The 19053-nt window shown below is 37.9% G+C and carries 19 protein-coding genes and 3 pseudogenes; 10 read left to right on the top strand and 12 right to left on the bottom strand.

Features of this window, described 5'->3' with window-relative positions:
* Positions 1 to 24: 24 nt before the first annotated feature.
* A pseudogene (locus MKX65_RS03705) lies at positions 25 to 420 on the top strand (Tn3 family transposase); the annotation flags it as partial.
* A 908-nt stretch (positions 421 to 1328) separates the two neighbouring features.
* Here MKX65_RS03705 and MKX65_RS03700 read toward each other — a convergent pair.
* The 6 genes and pseudogenes from MKX65_RS03700 to MKX65_RS03670 all read right to left on the bottom strand — a co-directional run bounded on the left by MKX65_RS03700 (position 1329) and on the right by MKX65_RS03670 (position 8118).
* Positions 1329 to 1676 carry a hypothetical protein gene (locus tag MKX65_RS03700; RefSeq protein ID WP_039234828.1) on the bottom strand — a complete coding sequence of 116 codons (348 nt, stop codon included), beginning with the start codon at positions 1674 to 1676 and terminating at the stop codon, positions 1329 to 1331.
* 896 nt (positions 1677 to 2572) lie between these two features.
* The gene (locus tag MKX65_RS03690) at positions 2573 to 3910 is read right to left on the bottom strand and encodes an ISLre2 family transposase (protein WP_169187606.1); all 1338 of its coding nucleotides are present in this window, start codon (positions 3908 to 3910) and stop codon (positions 2573 to 2575) included.
* Between the two features lie 692 nt (positions 3911 to 4602).
* Positions 4603 to 5043, bottom strand: a complete 441-nt coding sequence (locus MKX65_RS03685) for a hypothetical protein (RefSeq protein ID WP_377058055.1) — start codon at positions 5041 to 5043, stop codon at positions 4603 to 4605.
* A 106-nt stretch (positions 5044 to 5149) separates the two neighbouring features.
* Positions 5150 to 5665 (bottom strand): hypothetical protein, encoded by a 516-nt coding sequence (locus MKX65_RS03680; protein WP_340902409.1) that lies wholly within the window; start codon positions 5663 to 5665, stop codon positions 5150 to 5152.
* Positions 5666 to 6171: 506 nt separating this feature from the next.
* The gene (locus MKX65_RS03675) at positions 6172 to 7215 is read right to left on the bottom strand and encodes a Ger(x)C family spore germination protein (protein WP_340902408.1); all 1044 of its coding nucleotides are present in this window, start codon (positions 7213 to 7215) and stop codon (positions 6172 to 6174) included.
* 118 nt (positions 7216 to 7333) lie between these two features.
* Positions 7334 to 8118, bottom strand: a pseudogene (locus MKX65_RS03670) (spore germination protein).
* Between MKX65_RS03670 and MKX65_RS03665 the strand changes: the two are divergent.
* From MKX65_RS03665 to MKX65_RS03640, 6 genes and pseudogenes are all read left to right on the top strand, one after another.
* Positions 8098 to 8643, top strand: coding sequence for a recombinase family protein (locus MKX65_RS03665; protein WP_340906155.1), 546 nt, complete (start codon positions 8098 to 8100; stop codon positions 8641 to 8643). The pseudogene MKX65_RS03670 and the gene MKX65_RS03665 sit on opposite strands and share 21 nt — an antisense overlap.
* Position 8644: 1 nt before the next feature.
* Positions 8645 to 8878: a DUF4158 domain-containing protein gene (locus tag MKX65_RS03660; protein ID WP_340902407.1), complete on the top strand. Its 234-nt coding sequence runs from the start codon at positions 8645 to 8647 to the stop codon at positions 8876 to 8878.
* Positions 8808 to 9755, top strand: a pseudogene (locus MKX65_RS03655) (DNA topoisomerase); the annotation flags it as partial. The gene MKX65_RS03660 and the pseudogene MKX65_RS03655, both read left to right, overlap by 71 nt.
* A 199-nt stretch (positions 9756 to 9954) precedes the next feature.
* Positions 9955 to 11238, top strand: coding sequence for an MDR family MFS transporter (locus tag MKX65_RS03650; RefSeq protein ID WP_340902405.1), 1284 nt, complete (start codon positions 9955 to 9957; stop codon positions 11236 to 11238).
* 122 nt (positions 11239 to 11360) lie between these two features.
* Positions 11361 to 12590: an aminopeptidase gene (locus tag MKX65_RS03645; protein WP_340902402.1), complete on the top strand. Its 1230-nt coding sequence runs from the start codon at positions 11361 to 11363 to the stop codon at positions 12588 to 12590.
* Positions 12591 to 12734: 144 nt separating this feature from the next.
* On the top strand, positions 12735 to 12956 hold the full coding sequence (locus MKX65_RS03640; protein WP_119706709.1) for a hypothetical protein: 222 nt from the start codon (positions 12735 to 12737) through the stop codon (positions 12954 to 12956).
* 27 nt (positions 12957 to 12983) lie between these two features.
* On the opposite strand, the gene MKX65_RS03635 is transcribed toward MKX65_RS03640, so the two are convergent.
* Positions 12984 to 13115, bottom strand: a complete 132-nt coding sequence (locus tag MKX65_RS03635; RefSeq protein WP_340902399.1) for a DUF6254 family protein — start codon at positions 13113 to 13115, stop codon at positions 12984 to 12986.
* Between the two features lie 202 nt (positions 13116 to 13317).
* On the opposite strand from MKX65_RS03635, the gene MKX65_RS03630 reads away from it, so the two are divergent.
* The 3 genes from MKX65_RS03630 (at position 13318) to MKX65_RS03620 (ending at position 14407) form a co-directional block, all read left to right on the top strand.
* On the top strand, positions 13318 to 13590 hold the full coding sequence (locus MKX65_RS03630) for an acylphosphatase (protein ID WP_340902397.1): 273 nt from the start codon (positions 13318 to 13320) through the stop codon (positions 13588 to 13590).
* A 126-nt stretch (positions 13591 to 13716) separates the two neighbouring features.
* Positions 13717 to 14241, top strand: coding sequence for a DUF421 domain-containing protein (locus tag MKX65_RS03625; protein ID WP_340902394.1), 525 nt, complete (start codon positions 13717 to 13719; stop codon positions 14239 to 14241).
* Between the two features lie 13 nt (positions 14242 to 14254).
* Entirely contained in the window at positions 14255 to 14407 is a 153-nt protein-coding gene (locus MKX65_RS03620; RefSeq protein ID WP_445677903.1) for a hypothetical protein, read from the top strand.
* A gap of 46 nt (positions 14408 to 14453) precedes the next feature.
* Here the strand turns inward: MKX65_RS03620 and MKX65_RS03615 are convergent, their stop codons facing one another.
* The 5 genes from MKX65_RS03615 to MKX65_RS03595 are packed head-to-tail and all read right to left on the bottom strand — an operon-like array spanning position 14454 to position 18424.
* Complete coding sequence (locus tag MKX65_RS03615) at positions 14454 to 14747, bottom strand: antibiotic biosynthesis monooxygenase family protein (protein WP_340902393.1); 294 nt, start codon at positions 14745 to 14747, stop codon at positions 14454 to 14456.
* 52 nt (positions 14748 to 14799) lie between these two features.
* Positions 14800 to 15756 carry a siderophore ABC transporter substrate-binding protein gene (locus MKX65_RS03610; RefSeq protein WP_340902391.1) on the bottom strand — a complete coding sequence of 319 codons (957 nt, stop codon included), beginning with the start codon at positions 15754 to 15756 and terminating at the stop codon, positions 14800 to 14802.
* A 16-nt stretch (positions 15757 to 15772) separates the two neighbouring features.
* Positions 15773 to 16534, bottom strand: coding sequence for an iron ABC transporter ATP-binding protein (locus tag MKX65_RS03605; RefSeq protein ID WP_340902389.1), 762 nt, complete (start codon positions 16532 to 16534; stop codon positions 15773 to 15775).
* Positions 16531 to 17481, bottom strand: coding sequence for an iron chelate uptake ABC transporter family permease subunit (locus tag MKX65_RS03600; RefSeq protein WP_340902387.1), 951 nt, complete (start codon positions 17479 to 17481; stop codon positions 16531 to 16533). The genes MKX65_RS03605 and MKX65_RS03600 overlap by 4 nt, the downstream gene beginning before the upstream one ends.
* A complete protein-coding gene (locus MKX65_RS03595) occupies positions 17474 to 18424 on the bottom strand; it encodes an ABC transporter permease (RefSeq protein WP_340902385.1) in 951 nt (316 codons plus the stop codon). The genes MKX65_RS03600 and MKX65_RS03595 overlap by 8 nt, the downstream gene beginning before the upstream one ends.
* Positions 18425 to 19053 lie beyond the last annotated feature (629 nt).

Raw genomic sequence — 19053 nt, 5'->3', positions numbered from 1 at the left:
ACGTCTATGTAGGCTAATGTTTTAATGAATCGGATAAAAGGTAATATAAACAATACTCAAGTAGTTGTCGGTCACTCATTACTTCGGCGAATCCAACGTGGATTAAATAAGGGAGAATCCATGAATGCCTTGGCACGAGCTATTTTCTTCGGAAAACAGGGAGAACTTAGAGAAAGAGCATTACAAGATCATTTACAGCGTGCCAGCTCATTAAATCTAATTATTAATGCCATCAGCATTTGGAATACCGTGTATTTATCACAAGCAATTGAACATTTTAAAAATATAGGAAAATATCAAGAGGAATTGCTTCCTCACATATCACCATTGGGATGGGAACACATAAACTTTCTCGGAGAATATTCATTTATACCTGAGATTTTGAACTCGATACATGCCCTGCGTCCACTTAGGATATAAAAAAGCCTGGTTTTTCTGCTTAACGTAGAAAAATCAGGCTTTTACCTTCTAAAAAATTCCTTTGCGTATTATATCTGCGTTTAGTCGGCAGTACCCCTTTATGGTTTCATCCATGGCAATGCTGTTTATTTGAAGAACATTTTTTTCGCTTTCAACATTTTGGACTCTGGTTATAGGGGTATTAAATCTGTTTTTGACAGCTCCCTTTTCATTTTCGTGATTCTCTGTGTTTCTTGTATTTTGTACTAAAAATAGTAACCCTATGGATAAAAGAATAAGTATGGAAACGGTAACCAATAAGGCCCTTGGTATTTTTCTAATGAGACACCTCTAAATAGTTTTGTTATTAGCTTGTTTAGTCACAGGGATTTTAACGATGAAATAAATGGAAAATAAAAAAGGAGTTTCGTTTACGTTGCTATTAAAGAAAGGAAAGATGATTAACTTTTGCTATTACTTATTTCTTTATTTGTTTTTTCAAATTTGGGTATGTAGGCAAATGTCTAGTCCTAGGATAATTAGGAAAATAAGATAAAACTAAATATATTCAATTTAAGAAAGGGGAGTTATAAAAATTATACAATATCATAATTACATGTCTTATTATCATCCTCAATATTCCAGCCAGTTTTCGCAATACCCTGAGCTGAAGGAAGTGCTGCAATAACCTATTTAATTGGCATAGACCGTTTATTTAACGGTTGAATCTTGGGAAATTAATAAAATGTTTTAAAAATAGTTGATATGTTCCATGCTTATAAAGGAAAACTAGTAGAGTTGAAATGTTTAAATGTATTTTTGTACTATTGGTTAAAAAAACAACAATTGAGCTTTATCATAACAGTTAAATTTGGAACAATAAGGCACACCGTTTGAAAACAAACGGTGTGCCTTATTGCTGTTAATATTTATTCATCTATATTATCTGGATCGTTTACATCTTTAGGATCTTCAATGGGTTCTTCTGCATCAGGGACTAAATCAGCTTCATCATCTTTATTTTCATCTATATTATCTGGGTCATTTACATCTTTAGGATCTTCAATTGGCTCTTCTGTATCTGGGTCCACATCATTTTCATCTATATTATCTGGGTCATTTGCATCTTCAGGATCTTCAATGGGTTCTTCTGTGTCAGGATCTACATCCACTTCAGGTGGTGGTGGATCCTTATCCTCTTCTACATTATTACACCCCAATAACATGATGGCAGATAGAAAAACTGCTGTTAATAGCCTTAACCACTTTAGATTCATTTTTATCGTCCTCTCTATTGGTTGTTTACTTTCAATATTATCTTCTCCTTTCACTTTTTTATACGAACATTTTAACTTAACATCAATAAAATTAATGTCTTTGATCACCAAACAGTAGCGGCCTAGGTGTCAGGAATTGAAGATAAAAAATGTAGTACAGAGGAAAAGAGGCTTCTATCAAAAAAATGGTGCCATTTATCAAATATAATTACATAACTGTGGGTTTTTGGTCATTTAAAATCAGGATAAAATTGGAAGTTATAAAAAATATTCTTATACATCATTCTAATAAAGTAAAAATTAAAGGCGGCGTTATTTATAACAGTAAAAAATGACGTAAAGACAGGGCTAGCTTCGAAACATTTGCAATCAACAAGCTAAGCAGCTTTACCAAGAGGCTACACACTCAATCCGTTCTACACAGCGTTGAACCACGCGTTCAACAAATCGAACAAGAAGAACCGCAATAAGCCCAAGATGGAAGCCAAGCTTCCCAAGGCAGTACGCAAGGAGCACAAAATCAATAAGGAAATGAGTTTACAAGCAAAAATAATGAACAACAAGTAAGACAACAAAACAAACAAGCCCAGTCTCATAAAAAAAATAACTGAAGCACACGTTCGTAAAAATTACAATTCTAAGCTTTATGTCGCAAAATTCTTGGTATATTACAGAGAGCGAATAAAAACTAAGCTTTCTTACCAAGAGTTGTTTTATAAAAAATATAAAAGGAGCAAGTGTTATGCGATTACCCGAAGACTTTATAGATTGAGTCAAGTTTTTGTGGGAGGTTTTTTTGGATAGAAAAACTCCCCTCTTATTTAGTTATATTTCCCACCTAAATGAAAGCGTTATCTAAACAATTTAGTTTTGTTTTTGTTCATTTCCTTCATTTTTTAAAAACCTCGTAAGGCTTGTAAAGCATGGTATATCGGCTTTCCTTTTTGCCGATTTAAATATGATAAATTATTTCTTGTTAGCTCTCCGACTGAACTCTTTAACTTTTCCACATAATATTTTGGCTGAGAAACAGAAGCGGTTTGATCGTTAGGGTTAATTCGTCCTAAAATCGTCTTGATTTCTAATTCATCCTTCATACCAACCATAAAGTCAATAAATGCTTGTATTCCTTTATCGCACCAGCTGCGGCCGTTTTTAAGCCGTTTAGCGAATACACTCATCGTTCCTTCCGCACTTCCCATTGGACGATAGTGGCTTGTGTCTATGTCTTTTTCCTTCAACCATTCGCGATAATCTCCAAGGGCCTGAGGATATTTTGACAGCTGTTGTATGAACTCTTCTAACCGTTCTTCTTTCTTTTCGTTTTCAAGAGTACCAACTGCACTATTAAGTTCCACTAGGAATCCTTTCGCATCATATTGAGCCAGTTTCTTACGAATGACTCTATATCTCTTATGGCCTTTGAAAAGCGTTTTAACCTCACGAGCTACATGGAATCGGTCGATGACAAAGAATGCATTCTTATAGTGATCCTGACAAGCCGTAATCCACTGGGCTCCATCCCCATTAATTACGAGGTGATGTTCACTCGGATTGTAGTTGTAATTATCTATTAAGAACTGCTCAAATCCTTCCCAGAACGCTTCTTTACCTTTGTGGACATAGTGACGTTTTGCGATTAAGGATGTTCGTTTCCCGTTGACTATCCAGCCCTCATGTACGGAAGCAATCTTTTCTTCCCGCCCACGTCGTTTTCCACGTTGCCTTTTCACATATAGTCCGTCTACTTCTACAAAGAGCACTTTCCTCAATTGGTCGGTCGGCTTGACGAAAGTAACTTCTGTTTGTAGAAGGTGTTGACGAATAGTCTCATGGCTGATTACTTTGTAACCTAGTAGTTTCTCAATCATGGAGGAAGCATGACGATAGGATGTACCTTGAACTGCCATTTCCATTGCCATCGTTTCAACTAGGGGACTGAAACCTTTTGACCCCTCAAACTCTAAATAGTGATCAAGGAGATAAACGTATCCACCCTTTTCCCTGTCCCTATAGTAATTCCGATTGATGATAATAGAACCGAATGAAGTATCCATCTCTACGGCTCGCTTATCCTGAAGGTAAAATCTCTTTTTATCTCTATTTTCTGCAATCTGTTGATCCATTTCTTCGAGTTGCTTCGTGAGAACTTCACCAAATGTCTTTTGAAGCATAACAAATAAATCTTTTTCCAGTTCTTTTAATGTGGGTAATTGTATGGTATCTTTTTTCATAGGACTCCTCTTCCTTGTATTTGTGGTTTTCGCAGACTTTACTATACAAGAAGAGAGTCCTTTTTTCATTTGATTTTATTTTCCATCTACCGCACTTCCGTTTGGTGACCTGTTTCTCAATGGATGGGTCTACGCCCCATCCATTGAGAAACAGGGTACAACATCTCCCACAAACATTTTACTCATACGACTTTATAAGAGCTAGGCATAAAAAAGAAGGGTTAAGTTTAGATCAATGCTTTTCAAATCCTATCATACATAGGGAGATACATGGGAATAAGGTATTCGTTCCATTGGATTTAAAGAGAATTTGGAATCAATAAAAGTTTTTAGCAATGAAATATAGCAACCGTTTTGATTATAAGGCTATTTTATATATAAGGGATCCCACCAACAAAAAGCGCTTAAAACATACGCTAAGCATAATTCGTCATGAATAAAGCCGATTTTTCCTCAACTTACGAGAAATAATCGGCTTTATGGATAAGGGGGCAATCGATTGTCAAAATGAATCCATTCCTAAATACTATTTAAAAACCGGTTGATGTGAAACCATTACCATAATCTAAAAAAAGAGTATTATTCGGGGTGACACAAAAATAATTTATTCAAGTGGATTAACGGACTAGTGCGCCTAATATATGTGATATATATAAAGATATCTTACCATAGTGTAACGGGAGGGTAGTGATTTAGTACAGGATATCTGATGTTAAAAAGACTCCGGCAGGAGGAACGCCGTTCTGATATATAGGAGGTTCAGTGAGTGCTGTATCAGTTGTAGCAATCCAAGTTCCGTACTCACCTGCAAGCAAAGAGGGAGGTTTCATAATAAACCGTCCACTTAAAACGAAATGACGAATTCTAATCGAGGGATCATCAAATATAATTAAGTTACCAAAAAATGAGGCATATGGTGAATCAAAACTTATTTGTTTGGTGTTTTCTTCCCAATACCCATTAATTTGAATAGGTGTACCACGAAAATTAATTGTACCAGATACTTTATTATTACCTGTAATAGAATTAATGATGAGTACTCCCCAAATAATGGGTCGACCGGCTATAGAAGCCGAAATACCCCATTTTGATGGAAAAGGTATACTAACCATGAGTTTCTGTGCAGTTTGCAAAAGTTGATTCCTCGTTTCGTAATAATCATAAATACAAGAGTTTAAAGTTTAATTTCTATCTATACATCAGAGTGTTAAAAAAAGAAAGAAAGTCTAATAAATTATTTTAATATTTATTCATTTTGAATCTTCCATATTCGGTTTCGAACATTTCATTTACTTCCCAAGATTCAACGGTTTTATAAGCTGTTTGTTGATCAAAGCCTTTTCCCAGAAGGTAGGCCATTGCGGCAATTTCAGTTAGCGCATGTTCATAGGAAGTAAGAGCAGCTTCTTTTAGACCATAATCAACAAAAGGCTTTATTGCCATTAATGTTTCACTTTTCAAATCCTGATCCGAATTTTCTCTCTCATCGGATTCATTACCCTCTAGATTTGGATGTGCTTCTTTGTATAGCACCTCCCACTGTTCATACAGACTTGTAGCTGTCTCAAAGTCCTCAGAGTCTACTGTTAAATTTTTTTGTAATTTACTCATTAAATTACGCCATGTCTCTTCCCATTCCTCTAAAGTTCTTAAGTCAAAGAGTTTTGAGAACTTCGGTTTCACACTTTCCCAATGAACATAAATGTCGGTACACCATCCCAATAAATATTTATAGTTTTCCGTTTGGGCTTCCATTTTTTTATCACCCTTTTTAAATTTTTTCACTTCTAAAAAAAGAAGCAATATCGAGTGTTAAATGAGGTTAAATACCTTTTAAAACCAATTTACAATTCTAGGGTATCTCACTTATGTCCCTAGACTAGGCATTTGTCTCATTTAACAAAATAAATTTTGTTTTCTTTCCAAACGGATAAATATGTTGCATTCTGCAAGTATAATTTTCCTTTGCAAACAAGGCCGGTGTTAAAAGTATACAGGCATTTTTAAAACGTTCTTAACAAACAGATAAAGAGCAGGTAAGCTGAGGAACTTGATAAAAACCTGAAGGAAAGCCAACTCAATCGATTATGAAGTATATATAGGGGTCCTGCCGACAAAACGCGAATATTATACGCTAAGCAGATGTATTAGAATAAAAAGTCAATTCCATACATTAAGAATTGACTTTTGTGTAATTAATGAAGCTCCTTCTATGTAATTTCGCTACTTAATATAGTTCCAGAATTACTCTTTTATCGTTCTTAATAATGTCCGTCTTGGTATTTCAATTTTCCTGAGTTCACTAAATTAACTTGAATGTTGATTTGCTCGATACTATCCTTATTTAAGAAAAATCGCTTTTCTTTTATCTCTTTATTCCATTTCTGGGGGTTCTCACGATATAATATTTCTCCTAACTTATTAACATCCGAATTTATCTCTACTCCTTTCTCAAAAGTCTTTAAAATCTCATCCCTTATTATTTTTTCAGTGTTAGCAATTAACTTATTTTCACTAATTTCCTTTAACTTTTCGTTTATTCCAGCTTGTACGACTATGTTAATGTTATATATCACTTGTTCGTTATGGATAACAGGTGTAATTTTTATCTTGGGTTTTTCTAATACTATAGAAACAATAGGTTGGTCATCTTCAACTATCCACAAAGGAGATCGAACAGTTTTTTCATCCATCCATCTTAGACCGTTTAAATCAGATTCAGAAAGCCAGCCTTGCAGATGCTTATTCCTTACAAAGAAAGCACCGTCATTTCTTAACAATGGTGCTTTATTATCTTCCTCTTTCCAATTTTCAGTGGATATTTTTATAGAAGGAATGTAAGCTGTTTGCCCAACAGGATCGCTATCTCGTATGAATTGGAAAAATTGAATAGGTTGTATGTAGGATCTTTGCTTATATCCTTCTCTTGGTTCGTGAAGAATGGTCGAAAGTCCAGATAAGGTGAAAAATGATTTTGTTTTAAATACATCTTCAATGGATTCCTTTGTAGCATACAATAAGATATTATATCGTATTTCCCGATACCGATTAATAAAATCAATAGAGGTTTTAATATCTTGCTTAAGTAGTTTATTGCTCAAAATTAGTGTAGACACATGTCCCCAAAAAAGTCTTTGTTGTGCATCCTTGTATAATTGATTTAATGCTTCTGTCATCGTAATTCCTTCACCTCTCCCAATCCAAACCGGTGGCTGCTTATCAGGTCTGGCGCCTTCTAGTCTAGCCACATTAGAAAAGTCCAGTAATTGAGCATAGGCTATATATTTTCCATCTTTATAGTCCATTCAAGTGCTGCAACATAGTAAGTATCTTGTACTTCTTTGATATTCCAACATCCCGATAACACCGAACTAAAGAGAGTTATTATGCTTATTAAAAAGAGTTTGCGTATTTTCAATATCGTCACTCTCCTTCATCCGTCTTTGAGCTATCAGGCGTACGAACATAACTTACTCGTTCTCTATAACTTTTCCATGGTAATCGAAACAGTGCTTTAAAAAAATCCGAACTAGACTTCGGAAATACTAAAGCTAGGTAAGGGATTCCGAAAGAACGTAACCTCGCTATATAAATAACGATAAAAAATCCTGCAATCATAAAACCGTATAGACCCATAAAAATCGAACAAACAAGAACAACGCCTCTGAGAATAGATATTGCACTTGCTAATATTTGGTTCACTAGTGTATACCCTGAAATGGCAGAAAGAGCCGTAATAACAATGACTGAAGGAGAAATAAAACCCGATCGAATTGCAGCGTCACCAATGATGAGTCCGCCCACCACGGAGAGGGTTTGTCCAAGAGGTGAGGGTAATCTTTGGCCAGCTTCACGGAACATTTCAAAAAGGAATAAATCTAATGGTGCAGGAAATGGCAAACCCGATCTTGCAACAGTTACAGTCGCAAGAAGAGGAAAAGGAATCTGATCTTGATGGTATGCAAGCAGTGCCATCCAGAAGCCGGGTAGGTAGACAGCTAAAAGAAATCCTATCCATCGATAAAATCGAGCTAACGAAATGGGTAAATAGTTAATATGTGAATCTTCTGCTGTTTAATCAAGAAAGTAATGTTTACAGGAGCAATAATGACTAACGGAGAGCCATCTACTATTACGATTATTCTACCTTGTAATAAACAATCTACTGCAAAGTCAGGTCTTGATGTATCAGCAGAAAGTGGGAAGATGGATTACAACTTGATGCATTGAAACATTATGATGTGGATCAGATTTTCGAAGAAAAAGAATCGGGAAAAAAGAAAAATCGCCATCAGTTAGATGAGCTTCTAAAAATCCTCCGTAAAGGTGACACAGTGGTTGTCTATAAATTAGATCGTATCAGTCGGAGTACCAAACATTTAATTGAACTCATGGAACAGTTTGAAGAAAAAGGAATTCATTTCGTTTCTATTCAAGATAAAATTGACACAACGACAGCTATGGGACGATTCTTTTTCAGGATGTTGGCTAGCATAGCAGAATTAGAAAGGGACATTATTAGTGAGAGAACAAAAGATGGCTTGGTGGCAGCTAGAGCTAGGGGAAGAAATGGAGGTAGACCGAAGGTTGGATCAAAAAAAATCCTGCTTGCTTTAAAGATGTATAAAAGTAAAGACTACTCCTTATCACAAATTAAAGATGCTACAGGAATAGGAGCAACAACTTTATATCGTTACTTAGGAAAGAAAGAAATATCTAACGAGGAGCTATAACATGAGAGGAAAAGAATTGTTGACCTCTGATCAACGAAATATGTTTATGTCCATTCCTGACGATATTAGTGATCATGACATAGAAATGTACTATACCTTTAACTTAGAAGATCTTGAATTTATTAATAAGCACCGAAGAGACCATAATCGTATAGGGATTGCCTTACAGCTCGGTAACTTACCCTCGATCGGACTCTCGTTACCTCACGACCGATATGGAAGCGACGATGCTTGATCGAGTTGAAGCGATTGCTGGGGGCTATAAGGAAGAAGTACGTAGCATTCTCGCTAACAAAGGGAAGGTAGTCGCCAAACGGGTGTTTAATAATGGAAAAGTAACTGACCACCATGCGATTATTCCTACCGAAGAGCGATTATTTCTTCGTGATTTAGAGTCAGATGAACGAAAGCTGTACGATTTAATTGTGAAGCGATTCCTTGCTCTTTTTTACCCTGCCTATCAGTACGAAACCGTTCGTGCCATATTTGATGTGAACGGGGAGTCATTTTCTACGAAGGAAACGGTTGTAGTTGATGCAGGTTTTAAAGCTATTACAGGAAAAGACGAGGAGATAAGTGGTCAAAAGCTCGGACAGATCACGAAAGGGCAGTCCTTCTCGATGGGCCAGGTTCAAGCGGAGAAAAAGCTAACCGAACCTCCTGCACGATTCTCAGAGTCAGATATTTTAGGTCAAATGGAGAAATATGGCCTCGGAACCCCTGCTACTCGCGCCGAGATCATCGAAAGAATCATTGAAACCGAGGTCGTTGAACGGAAAAATGGACGTTTACATCCGACTCCTAAAGGAAAGCAATTGATGGATCTTGTGAATGAGGAGCTTACGTCTCCAGAGCTTACTGCACAATGGGAAAAAGAGCTTGAAGCCATTTCACGTGGCAAAGGGGATCCAAAGCAATTTTTAAAACGGATTCGGAAGCAAACCGAGCAATTGATTTCTGAAATTAAGACGAGCGATAAATCGTATCGTGCTCATAATTTAACGGGATCCAAGTGTCCAGAGTGCCAATCTTTGTTGAAAGAGAGAAACACAAAAGAAGGCAAGATTCTCGTCTGCTCAAGTTCGGAATGTAACTACCGAAAGCGTAAAAATTAACAATATAAAAGGAACGCTTAGGCGCCCCAGGCACCTAAGCGTTTTTTCAGGAACAAAAGTGTCCACCCTACACGGACAAACCAGGGCAATCTGTCCACGAGCGGTGACAGACACCACAAAAAGACAGATTGGGGGGGTTTGTCCACGGAGGGTGTCTGACACCGCAATAGGTACTGCATTGAGGAGGGTTTTCAGCATGAGAATACGCGATTGGGATTCCAATTTGAAGGTTCGTTTGTTTGGTGAGGCGTTAATGAACATTACCTTTTGGATGTTTTTTCCCTTTTTAACGATCTATTTTACCGATGAATTCGGGAAAAGCCTCGCTGGTTTGTTATTAATTCTTTCACAGGTTTTATCGGTTTTTGCCAATCTTATAGGTGGTTATTGTGCCGATCGATACGGTCGTAAACGGATGATGGTTCTTTCTGCCTTTGGCCAAGGCATTTGCTTTATGTTGTTCGGACTGGCTGATTCACCATGGCTTCAGTCTCCATGGATTGGCTTCCTCTGTTTCTCATTTGTTGGTTTTTTCGGATCCATCTACTGGCCAGCTAGTCAGGCCATGGTGGCTGATGTGGTCGACGAGGAAAACCGAAGCAGCGTGTTTGCCGTCTTTTATACATCGATTAACATCGCAGTCGTAATCGGTCCACTACTGGGTGCGATTTTCTATATGAATCACCGTTTTGAGCTTCTCCTTATCGCGGGGCTTATATGTGTCGGTTTAGCAGCCGTCCTGCAAAGATGGACACGTGAAACAGCACCAACTTACGTGCACAAGGGAAGTACCACTACGAAATGGTATTCGTTCGTTGGTAATCAGCTTCAAGACTATAAAGTCATTATCAAGGATCGAACCTTCCTTTTATTTATCATCGCTGGGGTACTAGCCGCACAAACCTTTATGCAGCTCGACTTGCTCATTCCAGTCTATACAAAGGAAGTCGTTCATAACCAATCTCTCCTAACGATCGGCAATTGGTCATTAAGTGTCGGTGGTGAACAAGCCTTTGGTTTCATCCTTGCAGAGAACGGCTTGCTTGTTGCCCTTTTAACCGTAGCTATTACTAAATGGGTCATTGGTTTTCAGGAAAGAAATGTATTTATCATCTCTTCCCTGTTATATGCCATCGCCATTATCGCATTTGGCCAAACAGAATGCATATGGGGACTTGTATTCGCTATGGCTATATTCACTCTAGCAGAACTGCTTGTTGCCGGGTTACAGCAAAGCTTTATTTCAAAAATAGCCCCTGAGCATATGAGAGGACAATACTTCGCTGCAGCAAGTCTTCGATACACCATTGGTCGAACCATTGCTCCGATCTCCATTCCATTGACTGTGTGGATCGGCTATGAATGGACCTTCTTTACCATTGCCGTTCTTGCCATCGGTAGTGCCGTTATCTATTGGATCATGTTTTCAAGGCTGGACCATAAACAACACCCTTTAACAGATGCAAAAGGCTCTGCCTAAGTATTATTAGTCGCCACCCGATCATGTACAAAAAAACCTTTCGGGTGGCGAATTTGTTTTCTTTTTTTTGAAAAAACGAATACAATAAGAAAGAAGAATCCACCAAAAAGGAGACTATACATATGAGCTTTCAAAATAACTTAGAAAAATACGCAGAGCTGGCTGTTAAAGTGGGCGTAAACGTCCAGCCTAACCAGACACTCGTTATCAATACATCACTTGACTCAGCTGAATTCGTCCGTCTAGTTGTACGTAAAGCCTACGAAGTTGGTGCCCACAATGTCATCGTCAACTGGCAAGACGATGAAGTGACGCGTACCAAGTACGAATTAGCACCTGATGCTGCTTTTAACGAGTATCCAGAATGGCGGGCTCGTGAAATGGAAGAGCTTGCCGACAAAGGCGCTGCCTTCATGTCCATCGTTTCTTCAAGTCCTGACCTATTAAAAGGTGTCAACCCTGAGCGTATCGCAAACTTTCAAAAAGCTGCGGGTACAGCATTGAGCAACTATCGTAAAAAAATCCAGTCCGATAAAGTGAGTTGGACGGTTATTGCCACTCCTTCTCCTGCTTGGGCTGCTAAAGTATTCCCAGACGCAGCACCTGAGGAACAAGTGAGTCTCCTTTGGGATGCGATTTTTAAAGCAACTCGTGCAGACCTAGACAATCCAGTCGAAGCATGGAAAAAGCATGACGAAACACTTCACGAGAAAGTTGCATACTTAAACGAACGCCGCTATAAAAAGCTACACTATACCGCTCCTGGAACAGACCTAACAATTGAACTTCCAGACAAACATATTTGGGTGGGTGCTGGAAGCATTAACGAACAAGGAAACCACTTTATGGCCAATATGCCTACAGAAGAAGTGTTTACAGTTCCACACAGAACAGGAGTGAACGGATATGTAGCAAGCACCAAACCGCTTAGCTACGGTGGAAATATCATTGATAACTTCACCATTACTTTTGAAAATGGACGCATTGTCGATGTAAAGGCGGAGCAAGGCGAGGATATCTTAAAACGCCTAGTTGATACAGATGAAGGATCACATTACTTAGGAGAAGTCGCATTGGTACCGTTCCAATCGCCCATCTCTCAATCCAATGTGCTTTTCTACAACACCCTTTTCGACGAAAATGCATCCAACCATTTAGCGATCGGAAGTGCCTACGCATTCTGTATCGAAGGTGGAAAAACGATGTCTGCTGAAGATCTTGAGAAGAATGGTCTCAACGAAAGCATCACACATGTTGATTTCATGATCGGCTCAGCTGAAATGAACATCGATGGTATTACAAATAATGACCAAACAGAACCCGTATTCCGAAACGGAAATTGGGCTTTCTAATTCGATACTAAAAAGGCTTGGTTCCCAAACCAAGTCTTTTTCTATAAGAAAAATTTTTCCCACAGATGGTCTAAACCCTCCGACTTTCCTATATTTTATAACATGGATGATTCCACATACTTCAAAGGAATAGGTGAGGTCTAGATGTTTGTTGTAACTTATTATGATCATAGAAATGTTTTATTAACTCAGTTACTCAAAAATCTCCCTGCAGAAGGGGAAAATGTTAAGATCAAGGGGCGAAAAGGAAAGATCACGGCCGTATCACCCATCGATGAAAAGTATGTTCACGTATATGTTGCTCTTGAAGCAGTTAATAAAAATAAACTTGCAGTAGTAGATAACTCCAAAAAGAAAAAGCGATAAAAAAAGCATGAGGAAATTCCTCATGCTTTACTTATTGTCGTTATTTTTCCCTTCGACTCCAGCACCTAATTCCTCAAAGCTTTTTACTTTTCCATGAGGATGCTGATTTTCTTTTCTCTGCCTCCACTGACGTTCTTCTTGACTCTTTGATTTTGTCATCACAGATGCTCCTTTTCAAATAACTTCTTATATATTTTCTCAGGAACTACTACAACTTATGTAATCATCTTGTTTTTTACAAACAAACCCAGCAGCACCTCGGTTACCTGGATAACTGAAAGAGGCTATTGCAATGAAATTCGAATTATGGGAGGATGAAACTACATATATATAATTGAAGTTGAATTTAGGAGTGAATAACGTGGACCAGTTACATATTGTCGTTTCTGGTAAAGTTCAAGGGGTTGGCTTTCGATACTATACGCAAATGAGAGCAGCCCAATATGGAGTCACCGGCTGGGTAAAAAATATGGAGGATGGCAGCGTAGAAATTATTGCTGTCGGTCAACCGGAGGATCTCCAGCTTTTTATAGAGTCCGTACGAGAAGGAAATCCATTCTCTAAGGTCAACAACATGGAAATACATACAAGGGAAAAAATCGATCCATACCCTTCCTTTAAGATTAAATATTAATACTCAGTAAAGAGACCTCATTTGAAGGTCTTTTTCTATTTCCAATAAATCACCAGTTGTGTTTTTCCTTTTTATGGACATATTAGATTTGTACCATGATGAAAAGTCTTTGGAGGAAAAGAGTGTATGAGTTATTTAGATACTGCAGCTAGAGTAAGCATCACCTTTATTGCCTTGTATGTATTCTGCCGAATTCTTGGTAAAAAATTGATTTCTCATTTAACACTCTTTGATTTCATAGCAGGGATTACGATTGGTTCCTTGGGAGGTTCTTTTATCTTTGCCGATCAAATCCCCCTTTCTATCGGTCTATTTGGAATGGTGATTTTCACCACTCTGACTCTTATTTCTGATATCCTCTCCATGAAGTCTCACCATGCTCGTAAGCTTCTTAACAGTGAGCCTTTGCTTGTCATAAAAGAGGGGAAAATTTTAGAAGACAGGATGTCCAAAGCAAGGCTTACGATGGACGATTTATTATTATTATTAAGAAAAAAGGAAATCTACTATTTAGATGAGGTGGAGTATGCTTTTTTAGAAACGGATGGATCACTTTCCGCCCAGAAAAAAATAGCTCAGCAAACCACGAAAAATCAAGATTTACAAATATCCCCCCCCTTTTCGTGGAATTCCAAGAAACTTTATTATTGATGGAAAGCTCGTTATGGATCACTTAAAGGGTACTGGAAAGGATGAGAATTGGGTGAGCAATATGTTGCAGGCAAACGGAATCCAAAGCCTTTCGGATATCGCGGTGGCTCAACTGGATGAACTAGGTACCGTTTTTCTAGATAAAAAAACAAAAGACACCCTCTAAGGTGCCTTCCATTAAACTTGTGACTCATATACATCCTGGCTAGATTCTACCACATACTCGGGCTTTGGTTTACCACATACTCGGGCTTTGGTTTACCAGCATTGGCTTTATGCCCAGCAATATGATCGGGGTGCTTCTCCCAGTTTTTCCAATCTGATTCTGACTCCCAGCGAATCATAACGATGACTTCTTCGTTCCCACGGCGACTTTTCTTCAATAGCACTTGCTTATCAATAAAGCCTGGTTGCTCTGCAATCAATCCGCCTTGCTTCGAAAAGCGCTCAATGACCTTTGAAGAGTGTCCTTCTTCAACCACAATTTTTTTCATTTGATAAAACATTGGAATGGCCTCCTATTTGTAAAAAGCCGGAACGAAGTCCGGCTTTCACCATTTATTTAAGTGCTGCTTTTACTTCTTCTACCATCAATTGCGTGGATTGAACACCATTTCCAGCGATGTACCAGTTTACAGCATCAAGGTAAATAATTTTTCCGTTTTTATAGGCATTTGTTTTCTTTACTAACTCATTTTCAATCGTTTCTTTTGCACCCACTTCTCCACCAACGGCAGCAGAGCGATCAATGACAAAAATAACATCTGGATTTTTCTCTAGAATGTATTCAAATGTAATACTTTGACCGTGTTGAGATACTTCTAAGTTCTCGTCTACTGCTTTGAATCCGAATGCATCATGAACAAAACCATAACGTGAACCTGGGCCGTATGCACTTACCTTTCCTTCGTTCGCTAATAAAATCAGAGCTTTGCTTTCAGAAGCCGATGCTTCCTTGTTCACTTCATCAATGCTTGCTTTTAACTCTTCTACTTTTGAAGCAAGAACATCTTCTTTTTCAAAGATTTCTGCTAAAAGCTCAAAGTTCTTTTCAAGTGAAGACATATAGTTGGTATAATCCACATCAATGAAAACAGTTGGAGCAATTTCAGCAAATTGGTCATATAATTCCGCTTGTCTTCCAGAAATAAAGATCACATCTGGCTCTAAGTGATGAATCGCTTCAAAATCAGGCTCTTTTAAGCCACCTACATTCGTATATTCAGAACCAGCATATTTTTCTAAGCTTTTTGGAACAGTTGCTTGTGGAACACCAGCCACTTCTACACCAAATGCATCTAATGTATCAAGAACACCAAAATCAAATACTACTACCTTCTTAGGGCTCTTCTCTACAGTCACTTCACCATATTCGTGAGTAATCGTTACTTCTTTTGACTCTTCTGTTGTTTCACCTTCCGTGCTAGCAGCCGTGCTTGCTTCCTCTTTGCCACCACATGCAGCTAATAAGAAAAGCATAGTGAAAATAATTGAAAATAAACCAAACTTCTTCATCTTTCTATCCCCTTTTTTATGAATTAAAGTATACGCAGATTCTGCAGTTGTTCATTTCTTGAATCGGTATATCCATATCATAAATTTCCTTCAAAGCTTTTGATTGGATAATTTCATTCGTTGGTCCATCTTTTACGACCTTACCATCCTTAAGAGCAACGATACGGTCCGAATAGACAGAAGCAAAATTAATATCATGAAGAACGATCACGACCGTTTTTCCAAGCTCATCCACCAAACGGCGTAAAATTTTCATAATCTGTACCGAATGCTTCATATCCAGATTATTTAACGGCTCATCCAGTAAGATATACTCTGTGTCTTGAGCAATAACCATCGCTATAAACGCTCGCTGCTTTTGCCCTCCTGACAACTCATCTAAGTATCTGTCTTCCATGTCCTTCAACGCCATGTACTCGATTGCTTGATCAACCATCTTCTCATCCTCAGCCGTTAAACGGCCCTTTGAATAAGGAAAGCGACCGAATGCAACCAGCTCACGAATCGTTAAACGAACATTCATATAATTCGATTGCTTTAAGATCGATACAATTTTTGAAAAGTCATTGGACTTCATCTTTTTTATATTCGATTGATCAATGAGCACCTCACCTGAATCTGCATCCAAAAGACGACTCACCATCGATAACAGAGTGGACTTTCCCGCTCCGTTTGGGCCGATAAAAGAAGTAATCTTTCCTCTTTGAATCGAGACCGTTACATCTTCTACGACTTTCTTTTTTCCATAAAACTTCGAAAGTACTTGAACTTGGATCAAGATGATCGACTCTCCTTTAGCAGTAAGTATATGAAGTACACGCCACCAATAAAGTTAATAATGACGCTTAGTGTCGTTGAAAAAGTAAAGATTCTTTCTACCACCCATTGGCCACCTACGAGGGCGATGACACTAATTAAACCAGCTCCACTGATCAGAATCTTGTGTTTATAGGTTCCAAACAACTGATAAGACAGGTTTGCTACAATCAATCCAAAGAATGTAATCGGACCAACAAGTGCCGTTGAGACGGAAATAAACACCGCAACAAGGATGAGCATTTTCTTTACTAATGAATCATAATTCACACCTAGATTGACGGCATTATCTCTACCTAGAGACAATACATCTAAATACGTTGTATATCGCCAAGCATAAAAAATGAGCAATCCGATAATCCCAATCGCAATCCATAAAATATCGGTATTGATATTATTAAAGCTTGCAAACATTCGATCTTGTACAATTTGGAATTCATTCGGATCAATCAATACCTGTAAGAATGTCGAAATGCTTGAGAAAAAGGTCCCTACGATAATTCCAATTAATAACAAAAAGTAGATGGGTTGATTTCCTTTCTTAAAAAGAAATCGATAGAGTAATAGCGCAAAGACAATCATCGCGACGACTGAAATGCTGAAATTCACTTGCTTGTTCGTAACCGTAACATGGGTTGAACCCAAGAAGAAAATAATGACGGTTTGGATCAGCATATACAGGGAATCTAGCCCCATAATACTCGGAGTAAGGATTCGATTGTGAGTAATCGTTTGAAAAACAACCGTGGAATAAGCGATAGCCACCCCTGTTAAAATCATGGCAACTACCTTGAATCCTCTTCTGGGAAGAGCATAATCATAGCTTCCATTCAAATCATGAAATAAATATAGAGCACAAACGGCTATTGCAGCCACAGTCAGTAATATATTCTTGGTTGAATTACGCATACGCCTTCCTCCGGAACAACAAGAATAGGAAGATTCCACTACCGATCACACCGACCATTAATGAGATAGAAATCTCATATGGATAAATAAGGACTCGGCCGAGAATATCGGTTACTAGAAGAAAGATAGCGCCCAGTAACGCCGTATGTGGCAACGTCTTTTGCAGATGATCTCCTTTAAAAATAGAAATAATATTCGGAATAATTAAGCCTAAAAAAGGAATGACCCCGACGGTAAGAACCACCGTCACCGTAATAAGAGCCACTAATACCAACCCTATATTCACGACTCGCTTATAGGCAAGACCCAGGTTTTTAGAAAAATCCTCACCCATCCCAGCGACTGTGAATCGATTAGCATACAAGTAAGCTACTAATAATACCGGTATACTTATGTACAACAGCTCGTAGCGACCTTTCATAATCATTGAAAAATCTCCCTGCAGCCATGCTGACATATTCTGAATCACATCAGCCCGATACGCAAAAAACGTAGCAACCGATGATAAAATATTTCCGAACATGAGTCCGACCAGCGGGATAAATATAGCATCCTTGAACTTAATTCTGTCCAGGATTTGCATAAAAAGAAAAGTTCCTGCTAAGGCGAAGGCAAAGGCGATTCCCATCTTTTGAAGCATTGTTGCATTCGCAAAAAATAGCATCGATACGAGAATTCCTAACCTTGTCGCATCTAATGTTCCAGCGGTTGTCGGAGAAACAAATTTGTTTCTACTTAATTGCTGCATGATCAAACCAGCAATACTCATCCCTGCTCCAGCTAGCAAAATAGCAATTAACCTTGGAACGCGACTAATTAAAAAGATCTCAGTTTCTTCTGATTGAAAGTCAAGTAACATCCTCGGTGAAATGCTGCTTACCCCTACAAAAAGAGATAGAACTGAAAGAATAAGTAACGCGAGTAGTAAGTATCGTTTCTTCATCGGCTCTCCTCTTTATCAAATATCTAATAATGAGAATCATTATCATAAGCTTTATCATATATTTATATACAAATAGTGTCAACCTAAATGAGAATGTTTTTCATGAAAAATTGAAAAATTACCCAAACTTACACCTCTCTTTTACTTGATATAAGAGGTTTTCTCAAGATGTGAAAATTTTATGACAATAGTAGATTCACTGAGTTCATATAACTAACTAAAAATAAAAAATATGTAGGATATAATTGGCAAGTTTCTTTATTATGAATACAAAACGAAATTTATATAAAACGAACTAGCAAATGAAATAAGCGGAGGATTTCCGGTTAGATACAGAATGGAGCCTTGTTTTGGGGTAAATAAGGGAGGGTTTTCCGCTTATGCAAAGCAAAATCTCCTATTTTCGTATTTTTTGAGCCAATAGGCGGAATCTCTCCGTCTATTTAAGCCTTTTTTAATAAAAATTACTAATTAAGCGGAATTTCTCCGTCTATTAATCAGCTCAAGTGCTTAACCAGGTCCCCAACCGAGAAGTGCGGACCCTCTTGAACCTAGGTATTGGTACTCAAAACGGCACTGCAAATGACATAAAGAAAAGACGTATGCATACGTCTTTTCTTGTGTATTTT

The organism is Robertmurraya sp. FSL R5-0851 (assembly GCF_038002965.1).
Lineage (GTDB): Bacteria > Bacillota > Bacilli > Bacillales > Cytobacillaceae > Robertmurraya_A > Robertmurraya_A beringensis.
This window is presented reverse-complemented; position numbering and strand designations above follow the sequence as displayed.